Annotated in this window: 12 protein-coding genes and 3 pseudogenes; 5 read left to right on the top strand and 10 right to left on the bottom strand. The window is 59.7% G+C overall.

Annotated elements, in window-relative coordinates; all coding sequences use genetic code 11:
- From BLQ77_RS27280 to BLQ77_RS27295, 3 genes and pseudogenes are all read right to left on the bottom strand, one after another.
- A pseudogene (locus BLQ77_RS27280) lies at window positions 1–269 on the bottom strand (transposase); the annotation flags it as partial.
- A gap of 505 nt (window positions 270–774) precedes the next feature.
- Window positions 775–1,257, bottom strand: coding sequence for a DUF8051 family protein (locus BLQ77_RS27290; RefSeq protein WP_089964215.1), 483 nt, complete (start codon window positions 1,255–1,257; stop codon window positions 775–777).
- Window positions 1,254–1,913 carry a TetR/AcrR family transcriptional regulator gene (locus BLQ77_RS27295; RefSeq protein WP_089964216.1) on the bottom strand — a complete coding sequence of 220 codons (660 nt, stop codon included), beginning with the start codon at window positions 1,911–1,913 and terminating at the stop codon, window positions 1,254–1,256. Before BLQ77_RS27295 ends, BLQ77_RS27290 begins: the two co-directional genes overlap by 4 nt.
- 174 nt (window positions 1,914–2,087) lie before the next feature.
- Between BLQ77_RS27295 and BLQ77_RS29575 the strand changes: the two are divergent.
- The 3 genes and pseudogenes from BLQ77_RS29575 to BLQ77_RS27305 form a co-directional block, all read left to right on the top strand.
- Window positions 2,088–2,432 (top strand): annotated as a pseudogene (locus tag BLQ77_RS29575) (site-specific integrase); the annotation flags it as partial.
- A gap of 30 nt (window positions 2,433–2,462) precedes the next feature.
- Window positions 2,463–4,235: pseudogene (locus BLQ77_RS28965) on the top strand (TniQ family protein); the annotation flags it as partial.
- Window positions 4,236–4,247: 12 nt separating this feature from the next.
- Complete coding sequence (locus BLQ77_RS27305; protein WP_089964217.1) at window positions 4,248–4,481, top strand: hypothetical protein; 234 nt, start codon at window positions 4,248–4,250, stop codon at window positions 4,479–4,481.
- A 459-nt stretch (window positions 4,482–4,940) separates the two neighbouring features.
- On the opposite strand, the gene BLQ77_RS27310 is transcribed toward BLQ77_RS27305, so the two are convergent.
- On the bottom strand, window positions 4,941–5,843 hold the full coding sequence (locus BLQ77_RS27310; RefSeq protein ID WP_089964218.1) for a transglutaminase family protein: 903 nt from the start codon (window positions 5,841–5,843) through the stop codon (window positions 4,941–4,943).
- 845 nt (window positions 5,844–6,688) lie between these two features.
- A complete protein-coding gene (locus BLQ77_RS27315) occupies window positions 6,689–7,522 on the bottom strand; it encodes a transglutaminase-like domain-containing protein (RefSeq protein WP_375360220.1) in 834 nt (277 codons plus the stop codon).
- A 644-nt stretch (window positions 7,523–8,166) separates the two neighbouring features.
- Between BLQ77_RS27315 and BLQ77_RS27320 the strand changes: the two genes are divergently transcribed.
- Window positions 8,167–8,529, top strand: a complete 363-nt coding sequence (locus BLQ77_RS27320) for a response regulator (protein ID WP_089964219.1) — start codon at window positions 8,167–8,169, stop codon at window positions 8,527–8,529.
- A 2-nt stretch (window positions 8,530–8,531) separates the two neighbouring features.
- On the opposite strand, the gene BLQ77_RS27325 is transcribed toward BLQ77_RS27320, so the two are convergent.
- From BLQ77_RS27325 to BLQ77_RS27340, 5 genes are all read right to left on the bottom strand, one after another.
- The gene (locus BLQ77_RS27325) at window positions 8,532–9,680 is read right to left on the bottom strand and encodes a GAF domain-containing sensor histidine kinase (RefSeq protein WP_165617232.1); all 1,149 of its coding nucleotides are present in this window, start codon (window positions 9,678–9,680) and stop codon (window positions 8,532–8,534) included.
- A 159-nt stretch (window positions 9,681–9,839) separates the two neighbouring features.
- On the bottom strand, window positions 9,840–10,091 hold the full coding sequence (locus BLQ77_RS27330) for a DUF982 domain-containing protein (RefSeq protein ID WP_089964221.1): 252 nt from the start codon (window positions 10,089–10,091) through the stop codon (window positions 9,840–9,842).
- Window positions 10,092–10,295: 204 nt separating this feature from the next.
- Window positions 10,296–10,460: a hypothetical protein gene (locus BLQ77_RS28970; RefSeq protein ID WP_165617233.1), complete on the bottom strand. Its 165-nt coding sequence runs from the start codon at window positions 10,458–10,460 to the stop codon at window positions 10,296–10,298.
- Between the two features lie 102 nt (window positions 10,461–10,562).
- Window positions 10,563–10,802: a hypothetical protein gene (locus BLQ77_RS27335; RefSeq protein WP_089964222.1), complete on the bottom strand. Its 240-nt coding sequence runs from the start codon at window positions 10,800–10,802 to the stop codon at window positions 10,563–10,565.
- Window positions 10,799–11,005, bottom strand: a complete 207-nt coding sequence (locus BLQ77_RS27340; RefSeq protein ID WP_089964223.1) for a cold-shock protein — start codon at window positions 11,003–11,005, stop codon at window positions 10,799–10,801. Before BLQ77_RS27340 ends, BLQ77_RS27335 begins: the two co-directional genes overlap by 4 nt.
- Window positions 11,006–11,807: 802 nt before the next feature.
- Between BLQ77_RS27340 and BLQ77_RS27345 the strand changes: the two genes are divergently transcribed.
- On the top strand, window positions 11,808–12,363 hold a 556-nt coding region (locus BLQ77_RS27345), incomplete at its 3' end, for a TniQ family protein (RefSeq protein ID WP_242661893.1).

Here is a 12,363-nt window from a genome sequence, read left to right on the forward strand (position 1 = left end):
GAACCCGGTTGTCTGCCGGAGCGCCATGCCGAACAAAACCTTCATCGAAAGGCACGTCTGGATAGCGGCATCGCTGTAGGTCTGCTGTCGGCCACGCCGGCCTGTCGCCGCGCCATCCCAGCTCATCTCAGGGTCGAACCAACCTCTCGTGACATTGCTGCGCAATGCACTGCCGGTCAGTGGATCGTCAGCGAACCCCGGCGCTTGAGCGCTTCGTTATAGGCTGGCCAGTTCCTGGTCCTGTAGGTCGCGGGTATGGGTCTGCTCATGCATCCCGGCTACCACGCTGGATTCACGAGATGAATCCCTCACGCGATTTGTGCAACAGAGCCGCTGCACGGTGTGGATGCTTCAGAGTTCTACCGACGAGGGACGATCATAGTTACCGCTGGTAGTCTGATGCAGTTCCGCGAAATTTTCATATCTTTGGGCGAGCTTGCCGACGCAGCTCAGTGCGCTTTGTCTATGAGACTTAGAAATGCTGACGTGGCGCTCTTGGCGATGCCGCACGAGCTAAGCAGGATATACTGGCGCGAAGATGTGTGCGCGTAAATAGCGAGCGAGCGGTAACATTTCGGCCCTTTCCCGACGCCCGTCCTACCGTCATCCGCAGCGTCCCAAGACCGGTCATACGCCGCGGTTGCGAAGACGAAGCATAGGCGAACTCACACTTCGCGGACTAAACTGCCGTTACGAATCACTGCTGAACTGGATGTTGGCTAGGCGGATAATTCGGCGATGTGTTGTCGCGCCAGCGCTTGTGCAATTCATAAGCTAAATTGCCGACAGGGTCGCGAAGACAACGATCAGCAAGCCCGCCATGCCCAGTGTGAGCAACAGGGTGCGCGATGGTGCTGGTCCGCTCACGGCCGTTTCATCATTCGCGACTGCCAGCCGCAAACCAAGAACAATCACCGTCACACCGAGTATGATCCCGATCCACTCCGTTGCGGCCAACATTTTTGACATGGGCGCCTTTGCTATCGGGAAGATATGGGCAAGATCGAGAGCATAGACCGCTACATAAGCGACGCCTACGACTATTGGCGAAATCCCCGCATGGCCGGTGCGAAACATGCGATAGCCCAGAGCGAGACTTCCAATGCCGAGGCAGGTGAGAAAGATATTGAACGCAGCAAGTACCGCGACGCTATAACCCGGAAACGTTCGGGTTTCGACAAATCCACCCGGGATCATCAGGGCGAGATTGACTGCGCTCAGTATTACAAGGATGCATAGCGCGTGAAAAGGCTTCATATTGACATAGCTTCCGTAGATCGAGGGGGGAGGAGGGGCGCCATCAGGAGCAAAAATGCTCTCTGCGAGAGAGCTGCTTCTGCTTCCTCTGACAAAGTGGAACCGTTCAGGGCAAACCATCGATCCAAGGTCGCAATCAGATTCAACGCGACTTCGGTCAGCAGCGTGATGGGAAGGTCATCGCGCACTGCGCCGATAGACTGACCTGCGATAAGTAAGTCATCAATGCTGCCGCGTATCGCGGCCAGTGGTTCCGCGAAGGACTGTTGCGCCGCGGCTTCCCGGTGCAACGTCCTGAGCAAGCTAGCAAGACGGCCGTCACCTTGAAGCGTTTTTGTGAGCCGTGCACAAAGTGCAGTAAGTTCGAGCCAGTACTCTCTTGCGTCGGAAGCAGAGGCTGCTTTGCGGAATTGATCAATGAAATCATCGTGCCGAACGCGGCGCTCAAGCGTTGCGCAGAAGAGTGCGCCCTTGTCGGCAAAGTAATGATAGGTTCGGCCCTTGCTTTCGCCCGCGCGGGTGATGATGCGGTTAAGCGATGCCTTTTCAAACCCGTATTCGCAAAATTCCGCCTCGGCGGGGACAAGCCAACGCGCTTGTGTCTGCTCGTCCAGCGCGTCGAACCTTTCGCGCGGTTTTGTAGTTCCAGTCGGCATTCATGGCTCATTTAGACTGGTGGTCTAAAGTCGAGGGCTGACTATACCGGCGGTCTACTCATGTCAATATGGGCTCACAGCCGACCTCGGATGCATAGCAGCATCATGTGATATGATGTCATGTCAACGTCGGGTTGTCGATGTGGGAGGGCGCGGCGGATCGGAGGATCCGTTGTGGAAACACCAAACTTACCCGCCATCCGCGCGCTTCGCCCGGCCTGGAACAAAGGCCGGATCGTCGGCCAGAAACGGCCGCTAAAGCCAAAACACGTCTGGGCGATCAGGGTACGGCTGGAACTGGCCGAGAACCATCGCGGGCTCGCCCTCTTCAATCTTGCTATCGACAGCAAGCTGCGTGGCTGTGATCTGGTAAAAATGAAAGTGGTCGATGTCATGACATCGGGTCAAATCAAGGAACGCGCGTCGGTCCTGCAAAGCAAGACGCAGAAATCTGTGCGTTTCGAAATTTCTGAAGGCACTCGAGCATCGTTGGCACGGTGGATGCGGGAGGACGACATGCACAATGTGCGGCTGGCGCTGACCGTTTCTCCGCTCAGCGGGGAAACTCCCGCAAGCATCGGCTCCCGGCTCGCCGCCCGAAATGGTGTCAGGCCGCGAGACCTATGTTCCGACATGGGAATGCGGTGGCCCTTTCTCTGCTCCGGGCACCCGGACCAGCTTGCCTTGCTCGCTGACGTGGGCGGCCTTGCGTTGCATCACCTTGAGCTTTGGAGCGCACAGCAGGTTCGGACCGGTCACTACCGGGTCGGTCGCACCAGGAGCAGCACGGGCGTGTTCCGGCGCACGTCCAGCCGGGTCTGCCCGACATGCACAGAAGAGGCTCTTGCGGAAATGGGTCGGTATGGGGCGCATCAGCTGCTTGAGTGGAACGTCCTGTGTCTTTTCGGGTGCGAGCGCCACGGGATGGCTCTTCTGGACCTGCCGCGCGCTGCAACCTCGCATGAAACCTATGATGTTGTGGCCCAAGTCGATCTCCACCGCGATCTGGTGAAGCGGGCCGTGGACCGACAGCAGGGATACGAGCCTACCGAGTTCGAAACCTACTTGCGCGGCAGGATTTACCGGGGCCCTCAGGATGACTGGCTCCGTGGTTTGGAGCTTACTCATCTGCACGGGGCCTGTATGACGCTGGGCGCGGTCATCTGCGGGGCGCCCTTGCAGCATTTCTCATCGTACGGTCAGGACCAGGAGCGCGAGTTTTGTGTCGAGGGGCTGCGGGTTCTTTCCGCCGGTCCGGAGAGCCTCCTTCGCTGCATGGAGGAGCTAAAAGCGCGCTCCCGCTCACGTCGGCCGTATTATTCGACCGACCTCGGCGCGTTCTACCATTGGCTCCGCGCCGCACACGAACGCCCGGAGCTGCAAGGCCTCGTCGCCTGCGTCCACGCCTTCACGGTGCGCAGCTACACGATGAAGCCCAACAGGCGCGTGTTGGGCAGGCCGGTGCCGGGTGTCCAGCGCATGTCATTTGATACGGCGCGCAGGCAAACCGGCCTCGGGGTTGCGCTGTTGGAGCGGCTGATCGGCCACGTCGAAGGTCTTTCCGATGCGGAGACTGAAGCCCTGACGGAAACGACGCCGGAGCAGCTCGACAGGGCGCTCGAATTCTGGGGCGGGTTGCGAAACCTCAAATCCACGGGTGCTGCGCTGAACATTTTGCCGACGCAGGTGAAGGGGCTGATCGACAAGGGAGTTCTGCGTTCAATCAGGTTCGGTACGGCGCTGCGCTATGTCTACGCTGAGGATGTGGACCTTCTTTTGGCAGAGGTGGCCGCATTGCCAGAAGCGCCGGGTGTCGGCAGCTACCTCCTGCTACGTGATCATTGTCGAAACCATCGTATTGGTTTGGTCCGCCTGATCACGCTCTGGCGGGATGGCAAAATCGAGGGGCTCGCCCGTGTGGCAGACGTGACAGGACTCCAGGCGATCCTCGTTCCGCAAGAGGTTGAAGTCGGCGCGCGAGAGGTCCAGTTCGCGCCGCGCGATCTGACGCCGCTTGAGGCCGCAGCCTACCTGAAGATCGGGGTTGGAGCCATTCGGGCGCTTCGGGATGCCGGGTATCTCGGCCAAGCGGAATGTGTGAACGCCGACACCAATCACCGACACACCCTGATCACCAGGACCAGCATTCGGGCCTTCGAGGCGCGGTTTCTTACTCTTGGGCAGCTCGCGAAGGCGTCGAAAGTGGCCCCGATCCATTTGGCACGGAGGCTGGATAGGGAAGGGGTCCCGACAGTCAGCTGCGGCGGGCGAAATGTTCGCGCCTACGAACGATCGCAGGTCGCCGCGCATGGGACGCCCTGAGGAGCTCGAGCCATGGATGATGACGTCGAACGTCTGAGGAGCTTGCTCTTGGCCATGAGCGAGGTGGATGTGGAGGCCGCGGAGTATCTTAAGCTACGGGCCCAGTTGATTTTCGAACTCGTTCGGATGCACGCGGAACAGGACTTGCTCGAACGGTTGCGGCCAATTCAGGATCAGGTTGACCGTATGGGCGCGCGAGACCCCGACTTTGACCTGAAAAGATTCATGGATGCTGGTTGGGAGTAGCAGGTGGAACGTGCGCGGCATGGAGCGGCAGCAAAGCGCAGGAAGCGGACACGGCTCCGCGGAGTTCATTCCTTGAAAGCTGCCGCTCGGGCTGTGCGCAGCGAACGGTTCCTGCGAGCCCAACTGACCGCTTCGACATTATTTGAGTTCGTTGTTGCAGCATCGGCAGGCCAGTCACAACAGGCCCTATCCAGACATCGGGCCGCTTTCGCTATCCACACCCTCCTCCATCTCGCCGCGTTCGGTGCGTCGGACGCGAAGTCCATCGGGGATGCGGAGCTGTGGTACGGCCGCGAGACCCAAGGGCGAGTATCGCCAAGCAACCGAGAACTCGTTGGCACAGAACCTGTAATAAAGTCAGGTGTACGAATAACGTTTTGACGCAGGTCAGCAGTTCAACATGACTATACTCCAAGACCATGCGCGAATTCCGTAACATAGTCTTCCGGTTTCACCTCATCAGTTTCCTTCGCTCACGTCCGCATTCTGGTGATTGTCATCAGCGCGAACATCCACCGAAACGTCAAGGTCGCGGAAATCAGAGTTCGTGCCTCTGAAACTGCCTGAAACCGGTGAAATTTGATGAATATTCCGGGCAACAGCGACGGACACAAGATTTGCGGAACCGAAAGACCTATTCGTTGGATCGAAAGGTATCCATCCCGCTCCTGGGACAAAAACCTCCACCCAGGCATGGGTTGCGCCCGCCTCGGTTGTCCCGACCCTGTTTTCGAAGGGATCGAAGAGGTAACCTGAGACAAGCCGCGCTCCGAACCCCAAAGTCCGGACAGCCTCGGCAAAAAGTACGGCGAAGTCACGGCAGGTGCCCCAGCCACGGTCCAGCGTCTCGAGCGGGCCCTGTGTGCCTTCTGTTTCGCGTCCCTGATAGGCGATCTGCGTTGTGGCCGCGTTGCTGACGTCTCTTAGAAGGGCCAGCGTGTCGGTTGGCCTCGTCGCGACGATAGACCCGACCCAGCCTCGCAGACGCTGCCCGTGATCTTCGTACTGCGGCAGAATGAGCGCGCCGAGGTCAGCGCTTTCGTCGTGCGAATAGATGAAAGGATAGGATGCTGCGGAAGCCGAGATGGGAAAGACCGGCCAGGCGGGCGCGCGCAGATCAACGCGGGACTGAGACAGGATTTCCAGCTCCTGCGCCTTGGACTGGAAGCTGGCCAAAGCCACGACATTGCCGGCCACGTCATGCGACCAGTCGATGACCGCCGCAGGCCGAACATCGAGTTTGTATGAAAGAAGCCTCAGGTCGGGTGTCTCGCGGGGGCGCAGCATCATCCGGTGTGGCGCCAGATCCACCGGGTTGTGAAAGCGATAGCGTGTCCTGTGGGTGATGGAGAGACGGGTCATGGCGACATCACGACGACCGGGCACCGCGCTGGCGCCCGGTCGAGCCGCGATCCGGGACAGAACTCCGCCAAGCACTCGACCCTTTGCAGCGAGGGCAGATCCGGTGTCCGAACCCTTCGCTCGGAAAGGTCTTGCGGCAAGACAGGCACAAGCGTTCCGCGGCCACGTCCGCTTTGGCAGGCGCGATCACATCGTCCAAGGATGTGGGGCACCCTTCCGTCACGTGCCGTTTCCTCTTCGCGCCGAAGCCTGTGCAGTGGCGGCCTTCTGAGCAGGATGTTCGCCTCCAAGGCTCATTCACCGATAGCAGGCCGAGGGGTGCACGGTCGCGGCTCCGGTTCGGGAACGACCCTCTCCTGCACTGCCACGACCGATGTATCAGGTCGGTCACGCCCGTATATCCTCGTCGGGAGACGCATCCCGTAGAGGGTCCTGATCTTGTGTTCCGACACACCATCGGCCAGCATGATAAGACGAGTCATCGGGTCGGCCACCATCCGTTCGACGAAGATTGCAGTCGGTTCCCTGTCCGGATGCAGGCCTTTGGTGCCATCGCTCCTGGTTCCGGGCAAAATCCGACCGACGTTGCGTCCTGCGAGGTTTGATCGCCGCAGGGCGGCAAGAGCCTTGGCGGGTTCGTCATGCTGTTTGCAGGGAGCAGGTCGGCCACCGAAAGCCTCATCCGGTGTGCCAAGGCTGATTGACAGGCACTCGCCTGACAGGCGCGGAAGGGTTGTCATGTCGATTTGAAGACTCATTTGAAAATTCCTTGGAAATGTTGAAAGGAAACGGCCAGTTGGCATGCGCTCCAAAGTAAGGATATCCGTGGTCTCTGGCCCTGAAGGTCAGGTATCGGGGGTGCCGGGCCTTTCGCCGTGAACTTCCTGGGTCCACACTTCAAACTCGGATAGAGTTCCCGGCCCGAAGATTTGTGTCAGCGGCACGTCTGCGGCGTCTCTGCCGCGCGCCACGAGAATGCGCCCGGTGCGCCGTTTGTTGTTTCGAGGATCGAACACCCACCATTGTCCGCCCAGATAGACCTCCATCCATGCAGCGAAATCGTCTTCGGCATGGGGCAACGGTTCGCCGATCTCGCTCAGGTAGCCTGTGCAGTACCGGGCCGGGATGTTCATGCAGCGGCACAGCGCGATGCCGAGATGTGTGAAATCGCGGCAGACCCCAAAGCCGCCGGTCAATGTCTGCGCCGCGGTACGGGTTGCGTCGGCTTTCATGTAGTCGAACGTTATGGTGTCATGCACATAGTCGCAGATTGTCTGCACCCGCGACCAGCCCTGGTCTGTCTTTCCGAACAGCTCCCAGGCGCGCTCGGACAACAAGTCCGTATCGCAGTAGCGGCTGCCCAGCAGGTAGACGAGCGTATCGAAGGGCAAGTCCTCCACGGCATGTTGCCGTGAATCCGGGCAATGGGGGTCTGGATGACCTGCATCGCGGAAGATCCCGTCGGTCGTCAGGGTGAATTCGCCAGCAGGGGCCACCATGCGCGTACACCAGTTGCCGAAGCCGTCGCGGTAGCTTTCGAGCGGAACGCTGGGCTGAGTCACGAGGTAGTCCGCGCGCTCGAGGTCGCCGAACCGCGAATAATGCACATTCAGCAGCGCGATCAATGGGGTCGGCTGGGTCAGGGTGTGGGTGATGCGGCATCCGATATTCATGCGCAGCGCCGACGTGCCGTCAGCCATCGACGAGAGGCGGGTGTCCTTGTTCACGGACGATCCTTTCAGTACCTCGCAAGAGGTCGTTGCAGTTGTTCGATCAAGGGCGAGGCAGCAAAGGTCTGCCTGACAGCCATCCCACCAGGCACGTCCACGCGGGCTCGGCAGATGTCTGAGGATAGGGGCGTTCTACGGAAACGAGCAGCCCGGTGAGAGCTCCGGTCGTGGGATAGCGATTGCCGGACAATCGGCGGGGTCCGCTCTTCCTTCAAACCCACAAAATTTGGGATACGCACGTAGTGCTTGAACAATATATAGGAAGTCTCGCCTGAATTACAACGGCGCTGGATGCCACGATCGAAGGCTTCTGATCGCCCGGCGTCACCGGTCATCGCATCCGGGCGCACGGTATGATCTTTGGGGAACATCGTCGCCTTGCCGCGGTCACGGGTTCAGCCCGCAATGTTCGTCACGGGGTGCGGGAATGGCCTGTTGGGATGTTTGGCCTTTTCCACCAAGTTTCCTCGAAAAATGTCACCGACACGAAAGAAAACCGGAACGCGCGTGCTCCCCCAGCCGTTTGTCTAAGTATCGTAGAGCGCGCGAGTGCGGGCTGCGTTGCAGATCTCCTGTAGCATTGGAACGCCCGCATGATCGACAAGAGCCTGACGATCCTCGTTGTCGAGGACGAGCCGATAATTCGCATGGATCTGGCGCTCGGTCTTGCGGATCTGGGATACACCGTTCTGGAAGCGAGAGATGCGGCAACGGCACTGCGCGTCATGGACGGCAGCAATGCAGTCGACGTGCTTGTCACCGATATCGACATGCCGGGCGAAATGAACGGTCTCACCCTCTCTTCGGAGGCGCGGCAGCGGTCTGACAGTTGCCGGATCGTCATCATGTCGGGTGGCACGCCTCCCTCACCTCATGCCATCCCGCAAGACAGCCCGTTTCTTGCAAAGCCCCTCGCAGCCAAGGACATCGTGGCAGCGCTTGTTCGAATGCCATGACCTCAGGCCGGCTTTGCGGGCATGCGCAGGGTGAAGGTCGTGCCTGTCTTAGCAGAAGACGACACATCGATCCGTCCGCCGTGCGCCAACGCGATCTGCGACGCGATGTAGAGGCCAAGCCCAAGACCCTGAAGGCTTTTCTGCTTGCTCTCATTGCGTGAGAACGGCTGAAACAATGACGCCTGTACCTCCGGCGGGATCGGCATGCCCTGGTTCGTGACGCTGGCAACTAACTCACCGTCGCGCTCTGCGATGTCGACCGTAATTGGTTGATTGGGGGCACCGTGGGCCACGGCATTTCCCAGAAGGTTTGACAAAAGCTGGCCAAGCCGCTGCGGATCGGCGACCAGAGCGCGCGGCAAGTCGATCGAAGGCAGGACCGGCTGACCGGCAACCTGTTCGATCTCGCCGATCACGTCGCGGAATACCGGCGCGAGATCGACCGGCGCAGGCGCATTCACTTCGATCCCGGCGCCAAGGCGGCCACGGGCGAAATCCATCAGGTTGGTGATGATCTGGCTGGCCCGCGTCAGCGCCCGCTGCATCTCGAACACCAGCATCGCCTGGCGTTCCGGCGAAAGCTCGCGTTTCTCGATCATCCGCAAACCGGATGTGACCGCGGCGATCGGATTGCGCAGGTCGTGCCCGACGATGGCGATGAACTCTTCCCGCAGCCGGGCGGTATCGCGTTCGGTCTGAAGGCTGGCGCGACCCTCTGCGATCTTTTGCCGACCCTTGGCAAGTTCGTCCTGGCGGTCGAGCTCGCGGGCGATTGATCTGGAAAAGATCGTAAAGAGCTGTTCCGCCTGCGGCCCGATCTCTTGCGGGTCGGGGTCGATGGCACACAGGGTGCCCCAGATACTGTCATCGCTTCTGATGATCGGAACCGAGATGTAGCTCTTGAAACCGTATTGTCGGGGCGTGGGGTGATTGCGATAGACCTCGCTGTCATCCACATCCGGAATCGTGATGCTGTTGCGGCAGGCCCGTACTTCGCTGCAGATGGTCGATGTGACATCCAGCTCATCGCCGGGTGTCAGGCCGAAATTCACCTGATCGCGGGACGCGCAGGTCAGCCAGCGGCCTTCGGTTACACGGGCGACAGCAACAAAGCCCATGCCGGTTGCCATGCCGCAGGCATCGAGGATCATGGAAAGATCCGAGACAAGCTCGACCTGCCGGATACTCTCTTGAAGGGGATCAATATTGGGTAACATGCATCTGGCCGGAAGAGTGGTTCCAGCGCAAGTTACTTGACCTGTTAGCGAATTCCTATGGTCTAATGCGCCTCCTCGAATGCCCGACGCGCCTCAGGACGCGCGGTCGGGAGCGAACCCGGCAGACAATGCCGCAGCGACGAAGGCGCTGCGTGCTTCCTTCACCGGGCTCATACAGTCCATGGCAGATTCGATCTTTTCCAGGGCGGCCTGACGCGCATCGTCCGCGAGCGGCCAGTTGCGGCGCAGCCAGTGACGCGCCTTTTCGATCGTACTGAAGCGTTCGGCGACACCATTGTGCGCCGGGTAAAGGGTGATCGGGACACCCCATTGTATTTCAATCATTCTTTGTCCTTGTCTGTTAACGCGATCCCGGCGTTGCCTGCCCAGAAGGGTAGTCCGCAACGCTCTTCGAAAGTGGAGGAGATCGCCTGTTCGGCGCGACGTGGGTCGTGCCAGGTCCCGCATCGGGGACACAGTCGGCTCCGAATGCTCGGAACCAACCCTGCTATGCTGCTCCGGGATCCGGAGGCAGAGATGTCGCGAGGCTCAGCTTGCCGCGTCGTCCGGTTCGATTGCCGACGTCGCGGTCGGCTTCGACGTTGCCGCTTGCGGCTTCATTGTGCCAAACTTGCGATTGTAGGGACGTTTCTTCGCAGGTGTGCTAAGGAATTCCTTGAGATCGAGTTGCTTTTTCGGCTGGGAATAGCCCATGACCGTCTCCTCGTGTTGACTTGATTACGATGAGCCACACGAATTCATTCGGAGAATTTCGCGTGGGCAGGAGCGTGGAAAGTGGCGGTGCGGGGGCGAGGATCAGTTGTCGTCGCCCTTGTCGCAATCCTTGCGGGCAGCCTTCAGACGTGCCGTCTTTTCAGACCGGACCAGAGCCTCGTCATCCAGCAAGCGCTTTGCGCTTGCGGTCGTCTTGTCAAGCGCAGTCATCGGCTCAGCGGCTTTTGCAGCCGAAGCGGAAACGGTGGGAGCTAAGAGCCGCCCACCGTTTCCCTCTTGAGCCGGAACACCTTTAAGCAGGTCTTCCAGCTTCGTCTTCACGCAAGTGCCAGGTTGCTGGCGGATTCGCGACCGTCACGACCGCTCTCTACGTCGAAGGTGACAGCCTGACCGTCTTCAATCCGGCTGATCCCGGCGCGTTCGACGGCAGAGATGTGCAGAAAAATATCTTTGCTGCCATGTTCAGGCTGAATGAAGCCGAAGCCTTTGGTGCTGTTGAACCATTTCACGGTGCCATTGGCCATATCCGTGGTCTCCTTGATAAACGCTGCCCACACAATCGCGGCAGCCCGGCGTCGTCGATCCAAGCCGATCAACCGAAACCAAGCCAATGGCGGCGGAATAACGAAGAGAAGAAACATAAGCTGCATATAAATGGTGTTCGCCTGACAGATTTTCAAGGGCCTACGTGCGATAGTAGCTTGTCACTGAGCCGGGACCACGGGTCGGGAGCGCCCAGATCTGCTGTTGGTTGCGCTTCGGTCCAACGTCGGCGACTGTGCCGGAAGCGCGAGAGGTACGGGGTGCCGCGAGCCGTATCAACTTCCTGCGCATCACCGCGATCTGTCTAAGACGCAGCGGAGGTCGGCTCTCCGCGCTCTCTACTGAGGACCTTTGCAGCCGCAGCGCAAATCGAGCACTCGCGGCGAACGGCAAAAAGGTCCCGCTGAGTGATCCCTCCGTGCTCTTGGCGTTAGGGTCCGCTTCGCTGGACAAGGCATCTCGAGGCGAAGGGCGCCTGCGGACATGTGTCACGTTACCAAGACGGCACGTTAGATGACGGCCTGTACCTGGGTCAGAAATGCTTGGCATTTGGGTCGGAATTGCTCGGCACGAACCACTGGCAAGCCTCAGAAAACACGTTGCCACGAGTCGGAAATGCACGACATTCGACACACTCTGTGGGGTGTCAGGCAAATCTGACTTTCATGTCAGATGCCTGACCCCGCAGGCGGAAATCCCAGAATGCGGAGTGGCGTTGCCCAGTTGAGCTCGCGATCGTGAGGTCAGGACATTCCTGCCTTTGTCTGATCCCGGAAGTCTCGTTTGGCCAAGAGCCTCCCTGCCATCCCGGGAAATACCTTTCCTCAGTTGCCGCTGACTGTTCGGTATGCCGCGTTCGAGCCGGCATCGTCTTTGCTCTCCCGACTCGCGGCGAGGGGCGGCGCAAGCTCCATGCAAAGATTCTGCGGCGACATTGCCTTTCCGATCGATCCCCTGTTCCGCGGGGAGAAGATCGCGATAGAGCAATTGGCGCAGCTGGCCGGGTGCGACGCAGCTGCGTTGGAGCGGGTGTCAGTCCGCCACCACGGAAAAGGGCATTTCCGACTGCGAGACGAATTTGCCTCCCTCCAGAGCTTTCAACGCTTGCGCGTCCGTGTCTGTCCCGAGTGTGTAAGGGCAGAGGCGCCGTCTGCAGCTGAATCGTGGTGTGTTCCGCGCCGCCTGCAGTGGAAACTCTCGTCGATCAGAAGCTGCCCCGAGCACGGCTGCATGCTGGTGAACCTCCCGCCAGAGAAATTTAGCAAAGATGCCAGGGACTTTTCGGCGCAGCTTCGGAAGCACTACGGGTGGATCTTGGATCAGCCGATGATCCCCGCAG

Source organism: Salipiger thiooxidans, from assembly GCF_900102075.1.
GTDB classification, from domain to species: Bacteria; Pseudomonadota; Alphaproteobacteria; order Rhodobacterales; family Rhodobacteraceae; genus Salipiger; species Salipiger thiooxidans.

Bases quoted from the DNA above. Each gene is read 5' to 3' on its own strand.
- BLQ77_RS27290 (WP_089964215.1), bottom strand. From the start codon at position 1,257: ATGAAGCCTTTTCACGCGCTATGCATCCTTGTAATACTGAGCGCAGTC.
- BLQ77_RS27295 (WP_089964216.1), bottom strand. From the start codon at position 1,913: ATGCCGACTGGAACTACAAAACCGCGCGAAAGGTTCGACGCGCTGGAC.
- BLQ77_RS27305 (WP_089964217.1), top strand. From the start codon at position 4,248: ATGGATGATGACGTCGAACGTCTGAGGAGCTTGCTCTTGGCCATGAGC.
- BLQ77_RS27310 (WP_089964218.1), bottom strand. From the start codon at position 5,843: ATGACCCGTCTCTCCATCACCCACAGGACACGCTATCGCTTTCACAAC.
- BLQ77_RS27320 (WP_089964219.1), top strand. From the start codon at position 8,167: ATGATCGACAAGAGCCTGACGATCCTCGTTGTCGAGGACGAGCCGATA.
- BLQ77_RS27325 (WP_165617232.1), bottom strand. From the start codon at position 9,680: ATGATCCTCGATGCCTGCGGCATGGCAACCGGCATGGGCTTTGTTGCT.
- BLQ77_RS27330 (WP_089964221.1), bottom strand. From the start codon at position 10,091: ATGATTGAAATACAATGGGGTGTCCCGATCACCCTTTACCCGGCGCAC.
- BLQ77_RS28970 (WP_165617233.1), bottom strand. From the start codon at position 10,460: ATGGGCTATTCCCAGCCGAAAAAGCAACTCGATCTCAAGGAATTCCTT.
- BLQ77_RS27340 (WP_089964223.1), bottom strand. From the start codon at position 11,005: ATGGCCAATGGCACCGTGAAATGGTTCAACAGCACCAAAGGCTTCGGC.